Origin of the sequence: Nocardia sp. NPDC059228 (assembly GCF_042754245.1) — a bacterium.
In the GTDB taxonomy this organism is placed as follows: Bacteria; Actinomycetota; Actinomycetes; order Mycobacteriales; family Mycobacteriaceae; genus Nocardia.
This window is the reverse complement of the sequence record NZ_JBHZAL010000003.1, coordinates 186,904-203,959: the sequence shown is the minus strand read 5'-3', so window position 1 is coordinate 203,959 and position 17,056 is coordinate 186,904. Positions and strand designations below refer to the sequence as shown.

The following is a 17,056-nucleotide window of genomic DNA, read 5'->3' as shown; positions in this document are numbered from 1 at the left end:
TCGTGGTCCAGAACGTCGATCGGCGGGTGGACCCAACCTGTTACCGATCGGTTCTTCACCAAGAATCAGACCTGTTGGCCATACATTGTCCCCCTGGGACCGCACCACATTGTCCCCCCGGGATCGGGCTCAGGTGCAATGCGTCGCCTCGGAGCCGGTCATGCGACGAGTGTGCCATGCATAGGGACCTATGCAAAACAGGTACGTTTGTGAATCTCCTGAGTTTCCCGACCGGGTGCGGTTCACCGGATGTTCGCCGGACCGGCACTTATCGGACACCTGCGCGGTCCGCCCCGCCGCCTGTCGGTGCGCGCCGGTAGCGTGGATGGGCGATGAATACGACGGTGGCACAGGACGAGCAGAAGACCGAGCGGTTGCTCGAGGGATTGAATCCGCAACAGCGCGCCGCGGTGATGCACACCGGCACCCCGCTGCTGATCGTGGCCGGGGCCGGGTCCGGGAAGACCGCTGTCCTCACCCGTCGCATCGCCTATCTGCTGGACGCTCGCGGGGTGCGGCCCGGCGAGGTGCTGGCCATCACGTTCACCAACAAGGCCGCCGCCGAGATGCGCGAGCGGGTGGCCGGGCTGGTCGGCCCGCGCGCGGCCGGCATGTGGGTGTCCACCTTCCACTCCAGCTGCGTGCGCATCCTGCGTACCCAGGCGTCGCTGCTGGCGGGGCTGAACTCCAACTTCTCCATCTACGACGCCGACGATTCCCGGCGGCTGCTGGGCATGATCATTCGCGACTTCGAGATCGATGCGAAGAAGTACTCGCCGCGCCTGCTGGCCACCGCCATCTCGAACCTCAAGAACGAGCTCATCGACCCGCCGCAGGCCGCGGCCGACGCCGAGACCGAGGACGGCGAGCTGCCGCGCATCGTGGCCCGGGTCTACGACGAGTACCAGCGGCGGCTGCGCGCGGCCAATGCCCTCGACTTCGACGATCTGATCGGTGAGACGGTGTCGCTGCTGCAGCGGCATCCGCAGGTGGCCGAGTACTACCGGCGGCGCTTCCGGCACGTGCTGGTCGACGAGTACCAGGACACCAACCACGCGCAGTACGTGCTGGTGCGTGAGCTGGTGGGCCACCATCGGGGCGGGCGGGGCGACGATGCCGCAGCCGAGGATCGGGTGCCGCCCTCGGAACTGTGCGTGGTGGGTGACGCGGACCAGTCCATCTATGCCTTCCGCGGCGCCACCATCCGCAATATCGAGGAGTTCGAGCGCGATTTCCCGGATGCGGAAACCATTCTGCTGGAACAGAACTACCGCTCCACCCAGTACATTCTGACCGCCGCCAACGCGGTGATCGCCCGCAACGAGGGCCGGCGCGAGAAGAAGCTGTGGACCGATCAGGGCGACGGCGATCTGATCGTCGGCTATGTGGCCGACAACGAGCACGACGAGGCCTCGTTCGTGGCCCGCGAGATCGACAGGCTGGTGGACCAGGGCGACGCCAACTACGCGGATGTGGCGGTCTTCTACCGCACCAACAACAATTCGCGGGCGCTGGAGGAGATCTTCATCCGCATGGGGCTGCCCTACAAGGTGGTCGGCGGGGTGCGCTTCTACGAGCGCAAGGAGGTTCGCGACATCGTGGCCTACCTGCGCGTCCTGGAGAACCCGGATGACGCGGTGAGCCTGCGGCGGGTACTCAACACCCCGCGCCGCGGCATCGGCGACCGCGCGGAGGCGTGCGTGGCCGTGCACGCCGAGCAGCGGAATATCGGCTTCGCGCAGGCGCTCCGGGACGCGGCCGCGGGCAAGGTGGCTCTGCTCAACAGCCGCTCGCAGCGGGCCATCGCCGGATTCCTGGAGCTGCTGGAGGAGATCCGGGCGGCGGGCACGCAGGCCGACATGGACTTCCCGGACGTGGGTTCGGTGGTGGAGGCGGTGCTGGACCGCACCGGCTATCGCGCCGAGCTGGAGGCCTCCGACGATCCGCAGGACGGCGCGCGCCTGGACAATCTCAACGAATTGGTCAGCGTCGCACGCGAATTCAGTTCCGAGGCGCGCAACAATGTGGAGGCCGCGCGGGCCGAGGGCATGCTGCCCGAGCAGGCCGAGGGCGAACCGGAGCCGGGTTCGCTGGCGGCGTTCCTGGAGCGCGTCTCGCTGGTGGCCGACGCGGACCAGATTCCCGAAGAGGGTTCCGGCGTGGTCACGTTGATGACCCTGCACACCGCCAAGGGCCTGGAGTTCCCGGTCGTGTTCGTGACCGGCTGGGAGGACGGCCAGTTCCCGCACATGCGCGCCCTGGGCGATCCGACGGAGCTGCAGGAGGAGCGCCGGCTGGCGTATGTGGGCATCACGCGCGCCCGCAAGCGCCTGTATCTGACCCGGGCCGTGGTCCGTTCGGGGTGGGGGCAGCCGGTCTCCAATCCGGAATCCCGCTTCCTGCAGGAGATTCCGGGCCATCTGATGGATTGGCGGCGGCTGGAGCCGGCCCCGTCGCATACCTCGCGCGGTTTCCGCCGGCGTGGCGAAGACGAAGGGCTGGAACGGGATTGGACCCGCGGTGACGGCTGGTCGGAGCCGCGCCCCGGTCTGCGCGATCGCGGCGAGCGGCGGCCCGCGCCGGCCGCCGCGGGGGTCAAGCGCAACAACACCGGTCTGGTGCTGGCCGTCGGCGACCGGGTCAACGACGACAAGTACGGCCTGGGCCGGGTGATCGCCGCCGAGGGCTTCGGCTCGCTGGCGACGGTCACCATCGACTTCGGCACGGCCGGCAAGATCCGGCTGATCCCGCAGTACAGCCGGACCCTGACCAAGCTCTGATCAGCTGGTGTGGCGGCTGAGGACGTCGTAGGCGCGCACGGCGTCCTCGGGAAAGACCAGGATCCGGAAGCGGTCCTGGAGGTTTCGCCAGCGGTGGATGCGCGCCCGGCCCATGGTGGCGCGCACCCCGTGGGTGTGCAGCAGCTGCCGGACGGCGCGCGCGGACTGCATGTCGTAGACGGTGGCGGCGGGCACCAGCAGCCCGTATTCCTCGCCGTCGGTGCGTGTCCGGAGTTTCATCCTCGACTCCCGTTGTCCTGCTTGGCTTTCAGCATGGTGAGCTGTGCGTGCTCCTCATCATGATGCTGGGCGGCGAGGAGCGCGCGCTCCCCGGGTGGGTCGGCGGTGAGGAACCCGCCGGGTCCGGGTTTGCCCGCGGAGCCGAGCTTGCTCATCTTCTTGGGGACGGCCGCGCCCTGGTACTCCAGGGGAATCGGATGGCCGTGCCGGTCCACCGGACCGAGCGACTGGTGCACCTCGATGTACTCGCCGTGCGGCAGCCGTTTGATGATGCCGGTCTCGATGCCGTGCTCGAGCACCGCCCGGTCGCTGCGCTGCAGGCCCAGGCAGAACCGGTAGGCCACGGCGTAGGCCAGCGGCGGCAGGGTCAGCAGCGCGATCCGGAAGAACCAGGTGGTCGCGTTGAGGGAGACGTCGAACTTCAGCGCGATGATGTCGTTCACGCAGGCGACGGTGAGCACCAGGTAGAAGGCGATGGCCATGGCTCCGATCGCGGTGCGCACCGGCACATCTCGCGGCCGCTGCAGCAGATTGTGGTGCGCGGTGTCCTTGGTCAGCCGCTTCTCGATCCACGGGTACAGCGGGATCACCGCCAGCACGATGCCCATCACCACCGCCACCCAGAAGGGCGCGGGAATGGTGTAGCGGCCCAGGTAGATCTCCCAGGGCGGCATGAGCCGGGCCAGGCCGTCGGTCCACATCATGTAGAAGTCGGGCTGGGATCCGGCCGACACCTGGGCCGGGTTGTAGGGCCCCAGATTCCAGATCGGGTTGATCTGGAAGAGCCCGCCCATGAGCGCGACGGTGGCCAGGGTGAAGGCGAAGAACGCGCCCTGGTCCAGGGAGAACACCGGAACGATGCGCGCGCCCACCACATTTCGCTCGGTGCGGGCGGGCCCGGGGAACTGGGTGTGCTTCTGGTACCAGACGAGTGCGATGTGAGCGCCGATGAGCGCCAGCATGATTCCCGGGAACAGCAGCACGTGGGTGATGTAGAGCCGCGGGATCAGGACGGTGCCGGGGAATTCCCCGCCGAAGAGGAAGAAGTGGATCCAGGTGCCCACCACCGGGACCGCCATGGTGATGCCGCCCAGCGGTGACCGCAGGCCGGTGCCGGAGAGCAGGTCGTCGGGCAGCGAGTAACCGAAGTAGCCCTCGAACATGGCCAGGATCAACAGGACCGCGCCGATCACCCAGGTGGCCTCGCGGGGTTTGCGGAAGGCGCCGGTGAAGAACACCCGGAACATGTGGATGATGATCGACGCCGCGAACAGCAGGGCGGCCCAGTGGTGGACCTGCCGCACGAACAGCCCGCCGCGCACGTCGAAGGAGATGTCCAGAACGCTGCGGTAGGCGGCCGACATCTGGACGCCGCGCAGCGGCTGGTAGCTGCCGTTGTAGGTCACCTCGGTCATGGACGGCTCGAAGTAGAGCGTCAGGTAGACCCCGGACAGCAGCAGAATGATGAAGCTGTAGAGCGCGATCTCCCCGAGCAGGAACGACCAGTGGGTCGGGAAGACCTTGTTGATGGAGCGTTTCAGGCCCGCGGCCAGGTGATACCGCTGGTCGGCGGCATCGGCGCGGTTCGCGGTGGCGTTCATGAACATGAGACGCCGGAGCGGGCCGAAACGTGACACCTGGATCGAGGAGTTGTCCCGGATCACACCCCCGCGCCTTGGGCTGCGGCGGGAAGCGTGGGGTCGCAGCCCGCGGGGCGAGTGTCAGCCGATGCTGGTCTGGGTGTCGACGTAGGCGCGCTGGATGATCGCCTCGGTGTCCACGCCGGTGGGCAGCGTGCCGAAGGCGATGCCCCAGTCGCCGCCGAACCTGGTGGCGCAGAAGGCGTCCGCGACGGCCTGGTGGCCGTGCCGGACCAGCTGCGCGCCCTGCAGGACCAGCGCCATCAGTTCCACCACGCGGCGGGCGCGGTACTCGATATCGGCGAAATCGGTGAGCTCCTTGCCGATTCGGTCGATGGCCTCGTCCAGGCGGCGGTCGGCGCCGCGGGACAGGTTCACCTCGGTGAAGAACGCCTCGACCGTCTCCGGCTGCCGGCCCATGGCGCGCAGCGCGTCCAGCGCGGCCACATTGCCCGAGCCCTCCCAGATGGACATGAGCGGGGCCTCGCGGTACAGCCGCGGCATGCCGGACTCCTCGGCATAACCGTTGCCGCCGAAGCATTCCAGCGCCTCGGCCGCGTGCGCGGGGGCGCGCTTGCACACCCAGTACTTGGTGACCGCCAGCGCGATGCGGCGCAGCGCCGCCTCGGCGGGATCGACGTCGGCGCGGTCGGTGGCACCGGCCAGGCGCATCATGACGGTGGTCGCGGCATCGGATTCGATCACCAGGTCCGCCAGCACATTCCGCATGGCGGGCTGGTCGACCAGGTGCTTGCCGAACACCTGGCGATGCCGGGCGTGGTGGGTGGCGTAGACGGCCCCCGCGCGCATACCGGTGGCCGAGCCGATCACGCAGTCCAGCCGGGTCATATTGACCATTTCGATAATGGTCTTCACGCCCGCGCCCTCCGCGCCGACCAGCCAGCCGATGGCGTTCTCGTACTCCAGCTCCGAGGAGGCGTTGGACTTGTTGCCCAGCTTGTCCTTGAGCCGCTGGATGCGCAGCGCGTTGCGGGTGCCGTCGGGCAGCACCCGGGGCAGCAGGAAGCAGGACAGGCCGCCCGGCGCCTGGGCCAGGGTCAGGAACAGGTCGCCCATGGGGTGCGAGGTGAACCACTTGTGGCCGACGATGCGGTAGGTGCCGTCGGCCAGCGGGGTGGCCGTGGTGGTGTTGGCGCGGACGTCGGAGCCGCCCTGCTTCTCGGTCATGGACATGCCCGCGATGAGACCGGCCTTGCTGGACGGCTCGCGCAGGCCGAAGTCGTAGACGCGAGAGGCCAGCAGCGGCTCGAACTTCGCGGCCAGTTCGGGATTGTGGCGCAGCGCCGGCACCACGGCGTAGGTCATGGAGATGGGGCACATGTGCCCGGCGTCGGCCAGACCCCAGGTGAAGAACTTGGCGGCGCGGGCCACGTGCGCGCCGGACCGGTCGTCCTGCCAGGGCGAACCGTGCAGACCGTGCGACACCGCGGTGTCCATGAGGTTGTGCCAGTACGGGTGGAACTCCACCTCGTCGATGCGGTTGCCGTAGCGGTCGTGGGTGTGCAGGATCGGCGGGTTCTCGTTGGCCAGCCGGCCCCACTCCTGCGCGGCCGCGCCGCCCGCGAGCACGCCCAACTCCCGCACCTCGGCCTCGGCCCAGCCCGCACCTTCCCGGTGCAAGCCCTCGAGCAGCGCGGGATTGCGCGAATTGTCGAAGGGGACGATGGGCGGCACCTGGTTGAAGACGTCGTGCGTGTGCATTGCGGGTGACTCCTATTCGTGTGGGACGCCGCGAGATTCGGGGTGGTCGCCGGAGGCGTCCGGCTGGACACCGAGGGCGCGCAGGGCGAAGGCGACCAGTTCCGGCAGCACCGATTCGCTCTGGAGTTGTTCGGAGAGCGGGCCGACGAGCACCTCGCCGATGGCCCCGACCAGCGCGGTCGCGGAGGTGCGCGGATCCTGCGGGGGCAGTTGACCGGTGGCGATGCCGTCGGAGATGGCGGACACGTAGGTCTCGGCGAATGCCCGGCGGAAGCGCAGGCGTTCGGCGTCGACGGCGGCGTCCACCGGTTCGGCGAGCAGCACGTAGGCGAGTTTGGGGTTCTTGAGGGCGCGGCCGGCGAAGGTCTCGACCGCGGCGGTGACCCGGTCCGGGGCGGTGCGCCCCTCCCCCGCCGCCCCGGCGGCGGCGACGGCGTCGACCTCGCGGGTGACGACCTCACGGAAGACGGCGGTGACGAGTTCGGCCTTGCCGCTGAAGTTCTTGTACACCGTCCCGGTGGCGACCCCGGCCTCGGCGGCGACGGCGGCCATGGACAGTCCGGCGAACCCGTCCCGGGACAGCACGGTCATGGCGGCACGCACGATCGACCCCGCCTGAGCATCCAGGCGGGCCTGGACAGCGGGGGTTCTGCGATAGGCCATACAAGAAGTGAACCACCGATTCATTTCTTGACGCAAGCCCCGGTTTACGGCGTACTGTCGGCGCTGTGACAGTACGAGTGGAGCGCAACGGCCCCGTCTACACCGTGATCCTGCACCGCCCCGAAGCCCGCAACGCGGTCGACGGCCCCACCGCGAAAGCCCTGGCCGACGCCTTCCGCGACTTCGACGCCGACCCCACCGCCGCGGTCGCCGTGCTGTGGGGCGACGGCGGCACCTTCTGTGCCGGCGCCGACCTCAAGGCCCTCGGCACCGAACGCTCCAATCAGGTCACCGAGGACGGTGACGGGCCCATGGGCCCGACCCGCATGAAGCTGTCCAAGCCCGTCATCGCCGCGGTCTCGGGGTACGCGGTCGCGGGCGGCATCGAGTTGGCGCTCTGGTGCGATCTGCGAATCGCGGAGCAGGACAGCACCTTCGGCGTGTTCTGCCGCCGCTGGGGCGTGCCGCTCATCGACGGCGGCACCGTGCGGCTGCCCCGCGTCATCGGCGAGGGCCGCGCCATGGACCTGATTCTCACCGGCCGGGCCGTCGGCGCCACCGAGGCGCTGCAGATCGGGCTGGTCAACCGGGTGGTGCCGAACGGCGACTCCCGCCGCGCCGCCGAGGAACTCGCGCTCGAGCTGGCCACGCTGCCGCAGACCTGCCTGCGCTCGGACCGCATGTCGGTGCTGGAGCAGAACGGCCTGGAGGAGTCCGAGGCCATCGCCAACGAGCTGCGCCACGGCACGAAGGCCCTGATGGACGGCGCATTGGACGGGGCGCAGCGCTTCGCCTCGGGCGAGGGCCGCCACGGCCGCCCCGCCTGATCCGGGCTCCGGTTCGATCGATCGCGCGAAAGCCCCGAATACGCGCGGCAGCACCCCATCGAACCGATCGGTACGCTAGCCGTTCGATGGATCGGCTGAGCGTGCTGGACGAGATCTTCCTGCGGTCGCATCGGGGCATGGGTACCCCGATCGTCCTGCAGGGGCTCTGGCGTACCGCCGAACCGGTCCATCCGGCCCTGCTCTGGCGGGTGCACCGCGATCTGCGCACCGGGCCGCTCGGCCGCCGGGTGGTGCGCTCGCGGGTGCCCGGGGCGCGCCCACGCTGGCAGCCGAACCAGACCGCGCACCCGTTCACCATGACGCCGGAGCCGATTCCGCGTGCGGCCGTACTGGATTGGGCCGACCGCCAGGGCGCGGACCTCGATCCCGAGGCCGGGCCGGGCTGGCGGCTGTCGGCGGCACGCCTCGACGACGGCGGCTGCCTGGTCGCGCTGACCTGTTCGCACGCGCTGGCCGACGGCCGCGCGCTGACCCTGGCCATCGACAACGCACTGTCCGGTATCCCACTCGCGGCGCCCCGTGCGGGACATTCGGATTGGGCCGATGCCCGGCACATGTGGGCCACGGTCCTGGGTGGGACCGCTCGCGCGCTGCGGCGCGGCATTCCCGCACGCCCGGCCGCACCCGAGGCGCGAAAAGTGGTGCCGGGCACCGCGAATGCCCTGCCCGGAACCGCCACCACCTGCGGGACGGTGCTCGAGATCCCGGCCCGGGACTGGAACCGTGTCGCGGTCGCGCACGCGGGCACCGCCAACAGCCTGTTCGTCCATCTGATCGCGAAGATGCTGTGGTCCAGCGGTTTTCCCGCCGACACCATTGCCGCCAGCCTCCCGGTCGACACCCGCGACGAGCCGCGCGTGGACAACGACATGTCCATGACCGAGGTCGCCATCACCCGCGACGACACCCCGGCGACCCTGCGCCGCAAGGCCCGTGCGGCCTACGAGCACCGCATGACCAGCCCGGGCGGCATCCCCGAGGAGATCCTCCAGGTCATGCCCGACCGGTGGGCGTATCGGCTGGCGCGGGGCGCGGGCGAGCGGGACGTCCTGTGCTCCAATATCGGCAACCTGCCCGAGTCGCTGCTGGCGCTGGGTCCACACTCGTGCACCGGGGTGGCGGCCCGCGCCATCCACCCCGGGCTCCGGCTCGACGCCCTGCCCCGGACCCGGCTCTCGGGGTACCTGACCCGGATCGCCGACACCTACACGCTGTCGCTGATCGGCCTGGATCCGGACGCCATCCCGACCTCCGCCGCGCTCACCGCGCTGGCCGAGACGGAACTGTCCGCGCTCGGCCTGTCCTGTACGGCCTGGTGACCGCCGCTCAGGTGAGGGCGGGGATCCGAACCCCCTGCCACGCCAGGCGTTTGGTGCGGTCCGGGTCGAGTTCGACGCGGCCGGGCGAATCGATGATCAGCGTCGCGCGCTGCTCCTCGGTGTAGGCGGGCCAGGCCGACAGCGGAGTTCCGGTGCGGGCGAAGGCCAGCCAGTTGTCCTGGAACTGGCTCGACACCTCACGGAAGCCGCGGTGGCCGCCGAGCGTGGTCATGGCACGGCCGAAGGACGAATCGACCGCGCCGAAGACGGGGATCAGATCCAGGGCGTGCGTGGCGCCGAAACCACTCAAATGCATTGCGCGCGGGGCGAAGTCGTAGCGGTACGCGTAGGTCGGCGCATACCGGCTGTGCGCCTCCATGACGCGGACCGAGGGCCGCCAGAAGGTGAAGTCGCCGCCCATGCGGACGGCGGCCCGCTTGCCCGGAAAACCGGGATAGGCCGCGGTGACCCGGGATTCGACGGCCGCGCCGAACTCGGCCAGCGTCTCGTGCAGCCGCTCCTGCGAGGTCGGCATGGACTGGCCGAGTTTGGTGAAGACGGGGCTGTCGCCGCCCTCGCCCAGGGCCTGGTCCACGTGGCGCAGCAGCCAGCGCATGCGATCGGGGGTGGTGGGCAGGGTGTCGTCGAAGCGCACGAACAGGGTGGCCTCGTCCCGGTTGGTCCCGATGATGAGCGGCACCCGGTGCGCGGTGCCGGCGGCGAACGCGGCCAGTGGTGCGGCGGGCAGGAATTCGCCGTCCACCACCGGGGCCACCGGGAACAGCCCCGGCTGCTCGTGCATGATCCGGGCGACCGCGTGATCGACGGCCTTGCGGATATCGTTCGCACCGGCGGTGCGCAACGCCTTGCCGGCGTCCCCGGGGGCGATGCCGAGGTCATCGAGGCAACGGCGGGCGAACAGCCGGGCCTCGGCCTGACTGGGAGCCCAGTCCGAGGGCGGGCTCTGGGCGATGCCGCGGTGGAACAGCCCGGCCGCGGCGGGGGTGGCCATGAGGGCCAGCACCGCGTGCGCCCCGGCCGATTCGCCGAAGATGGTGACATTGTCCGGGTCGCCGCCGAACGCGGCGATATTGCGCTGCACCCATTCCAGGGCCGCGACCTGATCGCGCAGGCCCAGGTTGGAGTCGAATCGGCTGTCGGGCGTGGAGTATTCACCGAAGTCGACGTAACCGAAGGCGCCGAGCCGGTAGTTGACCGACACCACGATGACGTCGCCGCGGAGCGCCAGCCGGGCGCCGGAATACAGCCGCAGCGCGGAGGTTCCGATCATGTAGCCGCCGCCGTGGATGAACACCATGACCGGGCGGGGCGTGACCGACGGCGCGTTCGGCGCGGTCACGTTCAGCGTGAGGCAATCCTCGCCGGTCAGCTGCGCCTGCCGCGGCCCGATCCGCGCGCCGTCCCGGTGTTGCATTGCGGCACAACCGAAGTCGGTGGCGTCACGCACCCCGCTCCACGGTTGCACCGGCCGCGGCGCCCGGAAACGGAACTCCCCGATCGGAGCCGCCGCGAAAGGAATGGACCGCCAGCGTGAAACGCGGCGGCCCCGGAGTCCGCGAACCGTGCCGTCCGCGGTCGTGATGTCTGTCGTTGCCACCATTCACAAAGGGTAGTCCCAACTCTCGGGGGCTCCCAGGGTCTCGGACCGCGGACTCCGAAGGTGGCGGGAACGGCCGACCCGCCGGCCGGCGGGAACGGCCGGACGGCGGGTGGTCGGTTACTGCAGGTAGCCCTCGACCTGGCGGGCGGGGTTGACCTGGGCCTCGTCGGGGTTGCGCCCCTGGTCCATGCGGGCGCGGCGCTGACGCAGCAGGTCCCAGCACTGGTCCAGCTGGACCTCGATCTCGGCCAGCTGGCGGCGCTCGGCCTCGGGGTCGAGTTCGCCACCGGTGGTCTTGGCCCGGAGCTCGTGCTCACGATCCACGAGTTCCTTGATGCGCGCGTGGATGTCCTTTTCGGTCATGCGGACCACTCTACGACCCGGGCCAGCGCCGCCCCCGCCGACCGAACCGCGCGGGGCAGCTCCGCCGCAGGCAGGGCGGCATATCCGAGGGCGACGCCGAAGGTGCGCCGGGCGCCCAGATGGTGACGGGCCAGCGCGTCGAGGTGGACGCCGAGCTCGCGGGCGGCGGCCACCGCGCGGTCCTCCTGCTCCGGGGTGGCGAGCGGCACGAAGACGTGTGATCCGGCGTCGTCGCCACGCACGTCCAGGCCGCGGCCGCGCAGCTCGTCCACCACCAGGGCGCGGCGGGCGGGCATGTCGCGGCGCAGGCGGCGCAGATGGCGGGCCAGGTCACCGTGCCGGGCCAGTTCGGCCACCACCTGCTGACCCGCCGGGGCCGGACCGGTGCCGGTGAGTTCGCGATGGGCGAGCACCGCCGCGGCGACGGCCGGATCCGCCACCAGCCAGCCGATGCCGAGGGTGGGCGTGAGGATCTTGCTGGTGGTGCCCAGATGCACGACCACATCGGGAGCCAGGGTGGCCAGCAGTGGCAGCGGCGCGGTGTCGTACCGCAATTCGCCGTCGTAGTCGTCCTCGACCACGAGTGCGCCGCTGCGGCGGGCGAATTCGATGAGCTCGACCCGGCGGGCGGCGGGCATGCGCGCGCCGAGCGGAAACTGGTGCGCGGGAGTGCAATACACCAGGCCCGCATCCTCCGGCAGCAGGTCCACCCGCAGGCCCTCGGCGTCCACGGGCACCGGGACCGGCCGCATACCCGCCGCCCGGAACGCCCCGGCCGCCCGCTGATAGCCGGGATCCTCGATGGCCACCACGTCGCCGGGCCGCAGCAGCGCCGCCGCGAGTTCGCCCGCGGCCGCACTGGTTCCGGCGGTCGCGAGCACCGTGGTCCCGCTGCCCGCGCCCAGCCCGCGATGCCGCAGCAGGTGTTCGGCGACGGCCTCCCGATAGTCGGTCTCTCCGCGTCGGTCCTTGCGGATCAACGGCATTCGATCCGAGGCGGCCCGCCACGCCCGCCGCCAGGCGGCCGGGTCGATGGCCTCGATGGACGGCGCGCCCGCGCCGAGATCCAGCAGTCCCGCCAGCGGTTCGGGCAGGTCGGGCCCGCGGGTCTGCGCGCCCACCGGTGCGGGCGCGGCCGTCAGGTAGGTGCCCGAGCCGTGCCGCCCGTCCAGCCAGCCCTCGGCGTGCAACTGGTCGTAGGCGGCGGTGACGACGGTCCGGCTCACCCCCAGCCGATCGGCCAGCTCACGGGAGGACGGCAGCCGATCACCACCGCGCAGCGCGCCGGTGGTCGCGGCCCGGCGCAGTCCATCGGCCACCTGAACGGCCAGCGGCACGCCGCTGTCGCGTTCGACGACGAACGGCAGATCGTCGTCGACCAGCCGATTCACCCGCAAGTGGCCTCCTGATCATCCGACAACTGATGGATATCAGAATGCCACCCCGCCCACGACAGTGCGATCGACGATGTCCCTTGACGGCCGAAGCTACCGTGGAAACGAGCGCCTACACCACGAAACCCGTTACAGCGCTGGTGATTGCACAGACCAGCACGTGCCGCACGCAGTGTACGAGCGTGAAGGGCATGGATCTCCCCCGAAGTGGTCTGTAGATCTTGCGGAGAATTGGCTATTCAGGAACGCCATTTCCCCTTCGACACTGGTCCTATGAGTGAGACAGCTTCGAACCGGACCGCATTGTCACCGACCCCGCGCAGCAGCCTCACCCGGTCCAAGGAGCGGGGTCGCACCGACCGCGCCGAACTGGACGCGGTCCTCGACGCCGGGCTCATCTGCCACCTGGGCGTGGTCCTGAACGGCAGCCCGGTGGTCATCCCGACCATCTACGGCCGCGACGGCGACACGCTGTACCTGCACGGATCCACCGGCTCCGGCAATCTGCGGGCCGCCATGACCGGCGACGTCTCGCTGACCGTGACGCATGTGGACGGCATCGTCTATGCCCGCTCCGCCATGCACTTCTCCATGAACTACCGCTCGGCGGTCATCCACGCCCGGCCGGTCGAGCTGACCGACCCGGACGAGCGCATGCACGCGCTGCGCGTCATCGTCGAACAGGCCGCACCCGGCGCGTGGGACGCGGTCCGCTCGCCGAACAAGAAGGAGATGGCCGCGACCATGGTCCTGGCCCTCGACCTCACCGAGGCCTCGGTCAAAGTCCGCACCGGCGGCCCGCGCGACGAGCAGGCCGATATCGACACCGGTGGCGTCTGGGCCGGCGTCCTGCCGCTGCGTCAGGTCTTCGACGCCCCGATCCCGGCCGCGGATCTGGAAGCGGGGGTGGAGATTCCGGCACACGTGCTGGACCGCCGCACCGATCCGGTGGCCGTGGTCTAGGGGCTACTTCAGCAGCCGGGACATGCGGCGGTCGGCCAGGATCTTGCCGCCGGTCTGGCAGGTCGGGCAGTACTGGAACGACTTGTCCGCGTAGGAGACCTCGCGGACGGTATCGCCGCAGACCGGACACGGCAGGCCGGTGCGGGCGTGCACCTGGAAACCGGAACGCTTCTCGCCCTTGAGGCGGGCGGCGTCCTGGCCCACCGAGCGCAGGATGGCGTCGGACAGCGTGGCACGCATGGCCGCATACAGGCGCGCCACCTGTCCGGCGTCCAGCGAACCGGAGGTGGCGAACGGCGAAAGCCTTGCCGTGTGCAGGATTTCGTCGGAGTAGGCATTGCCGATGCCGGCCAGCAGGCTCTGATCGGTGAGCGCGTTCTTCACGCGCTGCGAGGTGCCGCACAGGATCTCGGCGAATTCCGGTTCGCTCACGGCCAGGGCGTCGGGCCCCAGCCGCGCGATGCCGGGCACCGAGAGCGGATCACCGGTGACCCATACGGCCAGCCGCTTCTTGGTGCCGGCCTCGGTGAGATCGAAAGCGGGGGTGGCGCCTTCAGGAGTGAAGAAGTGCACGCGCAGGGCCAGCGGTCCCTTGCCGGGCTTGGGCGGATTGACCCCGGGCTCGTCGATCCACCGCAGCCAGCCGCCGCGCGACAGGTGCGTGATCAACCACAGCCCGTCGCAATCCAATCCGAGGTGCTTGCCCCAGTGCCCCACCCCGGTCACGTCGCGCCCCGACAGCGCGGTCACCGGCGGATCGAAGGTCTTCAGCACACTCAGGGCCGCCACGTCGACCCGCCCGACCACCGCCCCCACCGCATGCTCGGCCAGGAACTGCTCGAGCGCCACAATCTCCGGTAGTTCGGGCAACGGATCTCCTCCAATGGGCGACCATTTCCGTCGTCCACCCTAACCGCACACCCCGACACCCGGCGGATTCAGCGCGCGGCGCCCGCCTGCCGCAGCAGGTAGATGTCCATGATCCAGCCCTTGGCCTCGCGCAGAGCCGCCCGCCGGCGGGCGATGCGGCCCTCGACCACGCGCAGCGGGCCCTCCACGATCACCTCGTCGGGCATGCCCAGGTACGCGCCCCACCAGATGTAGACGTCGTCGCCCGGCACCTGCGTGAACGAGCACTCACCGTCCAGCATCACCAGCGTGGACTGCCCCGGGACCAGCCCCTCCTCGCGCAGCCGCCGCCCGGTGGTGATGTGCAGCGGCTCGCCGATCTCGTGCAGCACGATGCGGTGCGCGGCGGCCAGCGCCTGCGCGCTGGTGACGCCCGGAATCACCTCGTACTCGAACTGGATGCGCTCGCGTTCGAGCACCCGCTCGACGATGCGCAGCGTGCTGTCGTACAGCGACGGGTCGCCCCACACGAGAATGCCGCCCACCCCGTCGGTTTCGGCGAAGGCCCGCTCCAGCAGCTCGGCCCGCGCCTCGTGCCAGTCCGCGACCGCGCCCTGGTAGACGGCGTCCGCGCCGCTGGCGGGCACGCCCCGGTCGCGCGGCGGGTCGATGATCTCTACTATCGAGTGCGGCTGGCGCGCGTACTCGGCCAGAATGGCCGACCGCACGTCCGTGAGCTCCTGCTTCTCGGCCCCCTTGCCGATGAGAAAAAACACGTTTACCTGGCACATCGCCTTGATGGCCTGCACCGTCACCTGGTCCGGGTCCCCCGCCCCGATTCCGATCACAAACAACTTCCGCACGGTGCGTAAGCTTGCCAGGCGTGGAGAGCGCCCGAGATACCCAGTACGAGGACCTGCTCCGACTGGTGCTGGAATCCGGCACCCCCAAGGCGGATCGGACCGGAACCGGCACCCGCAGCATTTTCGGGCATCAGCTGCGCTACGACCTGTCGCAGGGCTTTCCCCTGATCACCACCAAGAAGGTGCACCTCAAGTCGATCGTCTACGAGTTGCTGTGGTTCCTGCGCGGTGACTCCAATGTGCGGTGGCTGCAGGAGCACGGCGTCACCATCTGGGACGAATGGGCCGACGCGCAGGGCGAATTGGGCCCGGTCTACGGCGTGCAGTGGCGGTCCTGGCCGACCCCGGACGGCACCCACATCGATCAGATCTCGCAGGTGCTGCAGACGCTGCGCACCGATCCGGATTCGCGGCGCATCATGGTCTCGGCGTGGAACGTGGCCGAGCTGAACAAGATGGCGCTGGCCCCCTGCCACGCCTTCTTCCAGTTCTATGTGGCCGACGGCAAGCTGTCGTGCCAGCTGTACCAGCGCAGCGCGGACCTGTTCCTGGGCGTCCCGTTCAATATCGCCAGCTACGCGCTGCTGACCCACATGGTGGCCCAGCAGACCGAGCTGCTGCCCGGTGACTTCATCTGGACCGGCGGCGATGTGCACATCTACGACAATCACGTGGCCCAGGTGCGCGAGCAGCTGACCCGCGAGCCCTACCCGTTCCCGCAGCTGCACCTGCGGCCCGCGCCCACGCTGTTCGACTACTCGTACGCGGACGTGGAAATCCAGGGCTACCAGCATCATCCGGCCATCAAGGCGCCGGTGGCGGTGTGAACCGGACCATCGGGCTGATCTGGGCCCAGACGCCGCGGGGAATCATCGGGCGGGACAATACGATTCCGTGGCGCGTGCCCGAGGACATGGCGCACTTCAAGGACGTCACCTTCGGGCATCCGGTGATCATGGGCCGCAAGACCTGGGATTCGCTGCCGGTGCGCTTCCGTCCGCTCGACGGCCGCCGCAATATCGTCGTGACCCGGCAGGCGGACTGGTCCGAGGCCGGGGCGGAGCGGGCGGGCTCGCTGGCCGAGGCCCTGCACATGACCGGCGAGAAGTCGGTGTGGATCATGGGCGGCGGCGAGATCTACCGCGCCGCAATGCCTTTCGCGACCGAGCTGATGGTCACCGAGATCGACGCGGACATCGACGGCGACACCCTGGCGCCGGCCATCGATCACGCGTGGCAGACGGATGCGGCCGACTGGCGCGAGTCGTCGACGGGTCTGCGGTATCGCTTCCGCCGTTATCGCCGCGCCACCCCGGGCTTGCGGTAACGCCTGTATTCCTAGTCCGGCAATTCCTGCAAACACCGCCTCGAAACCGCCGATCGGTCCGGGCGCGTCCGGCATACTCAGCGATATTCCGGCGAAAGGCAGTCCATGGACAAGAAATCGCTGACCGCGGTTGCTCGCCAGCAACTGAAGCTGGCGGCCACCGCCTCGAGCGGGCGCAGTTCGTTGACCATCTATGGCGGCCACACCCACACCCTGCGCCAGACGGTCATCGCGATGACGGCCGGACAGACGCTGGCCGAGCACGAGAATCCGGGCGAGGCGACCCTCGTGGTGCTGAGCGGGGTGCTGGTGGTGATCAGCGGCACCAACGAGTGGAAGGGTTCGGCGGGTGACCTGATTGTGATCCCCAACGCCCGCCACAGCGTGAAAGCCGTCGATGACGTGGCATTTCTGCTGACCGTCGCCAAGTAGTCCGGGAGACGCGGGCATACCGGACGGGTCGG

At 69.9% G+C, this 17,056-nt stretch carries 16 protein-coding genes; 7 read left to right on the top strand and 9 right to left on the bottom strand.

The features are described 5' to 3' along the window. The first annotated feature begins 332 nt into the window (after nt 1-332). A complete protein-coding gene (gene pcrA / locus ACFXKA_RS06985) occupies nt 333-2,780 on the top strand; it encodes a DNA helicase PcrA (protein WP_379426444.1) in 2,448 nt (815 codons plus the stop codon). On the opposite strand, the gene ACFXKA_RS06980 is transcribed toward pcrA, so the two are convergent. The 4 genes from ACFXKA_RS06980 to ACFXKA_RS06965 all read right to left on the bottom strand — a co-directional run bounded on the left by ACFXKA_RS06980 (nt 2,781) and on the right by ACFXKA_RS06965 (nt 7,045). Next, the gene (locus ACFXKA_RS06980) at nt 2,781-3,020 is read right to left on the bottom strand and encodes a hypothetical protein (RefSeq protein ID WP_354836321.1); all 240 of its coding nucleotides are present in this window, start codon (nt 3,018-3,020) and stop codon (nt 2,781-2,783) included. Then, nucleotides 3,017-4,621: a cytochrome bc complex cytochrome b subunit gene (locus ACFXKA_RS06975; protein ID WP_379426620.1), complete on the bottom strand. Its 1,605-nt coding sequence runs from the start codon at nt 4,619-4,621 to the stop codon at nt 3,017-3,019. Before ACFXKA_RS06975 ends, ACFXKA_RS06980 begins: the two co-directional genes overlap by 4 nt. Nucleotides 4,622-4,741: 120 nt before the next feature. After that, entirely contained in the window at nt 4,742-6,382 is a 1,641-nt protein-coding gene (locus ACFXKA_RS06970) for an acyl-CoA dehydrogenase family protein (protein WP_379426443.1), read from the bottom strand. Between the two features lie 12 nt (nt 6,383-6,394). Then, the gene (locus ACFXKA_RS06965) at nt 6,395-7,045 is read right to left on the bottom strand and encodes a TetR/AcrR family transcriptional regulator (RefSeq protein WP_354836325.1); all 651 of its coding nucleotides are present in this window, start codon (nt 7,043-7,045) and stop codon (nt 6,395-6,397) included. 65 nt (nt 7,046-7,110) lie between these two features. On the opposite strand from ACFXKA_RS06965, the gene ACFXKA_RS06960 reads away from it, so the two are divergent. Next, nucleotides 7,111-7,872 (top strand): crotonase/enoyl-CoA hydratase family protein, encoded by a 762-nt coding sequence (locus ACFXKA_RS06960; RefSeq protein WP_354836327.1) that lies wholly within the window; start codon nt 7,111-7,113, stop codon nt 7,870-7,872. Nucleotides 7,873-7,958: 86 nt separating this feature from the next. Further along, the gene (locus ACFXKA_RS06955; RefSeq protein ID WP_379426442.1) at nt 7,959-9,212 is read left to right on the top strand and encodes a hypothetical protein; all 1,254 of its coding nucleotides are present in this window, start codon (nt 7,959-7,961) and stop codon (nt 9,210-9,212) included. A 7-nt stretch (nt 9,213-9,219) separates the two neighbouring features. Here the strand turns inward: ACFXKA_RS06955 and ACFXKA_RS06950 are convergent, their stop codons facing one another. From ACFXKA_RS06950 to ACFXKA_RS06940, 3 genes are all read right to left on the bottom strand, one after another. Next, nucleotides 9,220-10,833 carry a carboxylesterase/lipase family protein gene (locus tag ACFXKA_RS06950; RefSeq protein WP_379426441.1) on the bottom strand — a complete coding sequence of 538 codons (1,614 nt, stop codon included), beginning with the start codon at nt 10,831-10,833 and terminating at the stop codon, nt 9,220-9,222. A 117-nt stretch (nt 10,834-10,950) separates the two neighbouring features. Beyond that, nucleotides 10,951-11,196, bottom strand: coding sequence for a DUF2630 family protein (locus tag ACFXKA_RS06945; protein WP_354836333.1), 246 nt, complete (start codon nt 11,194-11,196; stop codon nt 10,951-10,953). After that, complete coding sequence (locus ACFXKA_RS06940; protein ID WP_379426619.1) at nt 11,193-12,587, bottom strand: PLP-dependent aminotransferase family protein; 1,395 nt, start codon at nt 12,585-12,587, stop codon at nt 11,193-11,195. The genes ACFXKA_RS06945 and ACFXKA_RS06940 overlap by 4 nt, the downstream gene beginning before the upstream one ends. A gap of 276 nt (nt 12,588-12,863) precedes the next feature. Between ACFXKA_RS06940 and ACFXKA_RS06935 the strand changes: the two genes are divergently transcribed. After that, nucleotides 12,864-13,553, top strand: coding sequence for a pyridoxamine 5'-phosphate oxidase family protein (locus tag ACFXKA_RS06935; protein ID WP_379426440.1), 690 nt, complete (start codon nt 12,864-12,866; stop codon nt 13,551-13,553). A 3-nt stretch (nt 13,554-13,556) separates the two neighbouring features. On the opposite strand, the gene ACFXKA_RS06930 is transcribed toward ACFXKA_RS06935, so the two are convergent. After that, complete coding sequence (locus tag ACFXKA_RS06930; protein ID WP_354836337.1) at nt 13,557-14,423, bottom strand: DNA-formamidopyrimidine glycosylase family protein; 867 nt, start codon at nt 14,421-14,423, stop codon at nt 13,557-13,559. 68 nt (nt 14,424-14,491) lie between these two features. Then, nucleotides 14,492-15,265 (bottom strand): precorrin-6A synthase (deacetylating), encoded by a 774-nt coding sequence (gene cobF, locus ACFXKA_RS06925; RefSeq protein ID WP_379426439.1) that lies wholly within the window; start codon nt 15,263-15,265, stop codon nt 14,492-14,494. Nucleotides 15,266-15,285: 20 nt separating this feature from the next. Between cobF and ACFXKA_RS06920 the strand changes: the two genes are divergently transcribed. The 3 genes from ACFXKA_RS06920 to ACFXKA_RS06910 all read left to right on the top strand — a co-directional run bounded on the left by ACFXKA_RS06920 (nt 15,286) and on the right by ACFXKA_RS06910 (nt 17,024). Beyond that, the gene (locus ACFXKA_RS06920; RefSeq protein WP_354836341.1) at nt 15,286-16,092 is read left to right on the top strand and encodes a thymidylate synthase; all 807 of its coding nucleotides are present in this window, start codon (nt 15,286-15,288) and stop codon (nt 16,090-16,092) included. Continuing rightward, nucleotides 16,089-16,592 (top strand): dihydrofolate reductase, encoded by a 504-nt coding sequence (locus ACFXKA_RS06915; RefSeq protein ID WP_379426438.1) that lies wholly within the window; start codon nt 16,089-16,091, stop codon nt 16,590-16,592. Before ACFXKA_RS06920 ends, ACFXKA_RS06915 begins: the two co-directional genes overlap by 4 nt. Before the next feature lie 105 nt (nt 16,593-16,697). Continuing rightward, complete coding sequence (locus tag ACFXKA_RS06910; RefSeq protein WP_379426437.1) at nt 16,698-17,024, top strand: cupin domain-containing protein; 327 nt, start codon at nt 16,698-16,700, stop codon at nt 17,022-17,024. Nucleotides 17,025-17,056 lie beyond the last annotated feature (32 nt).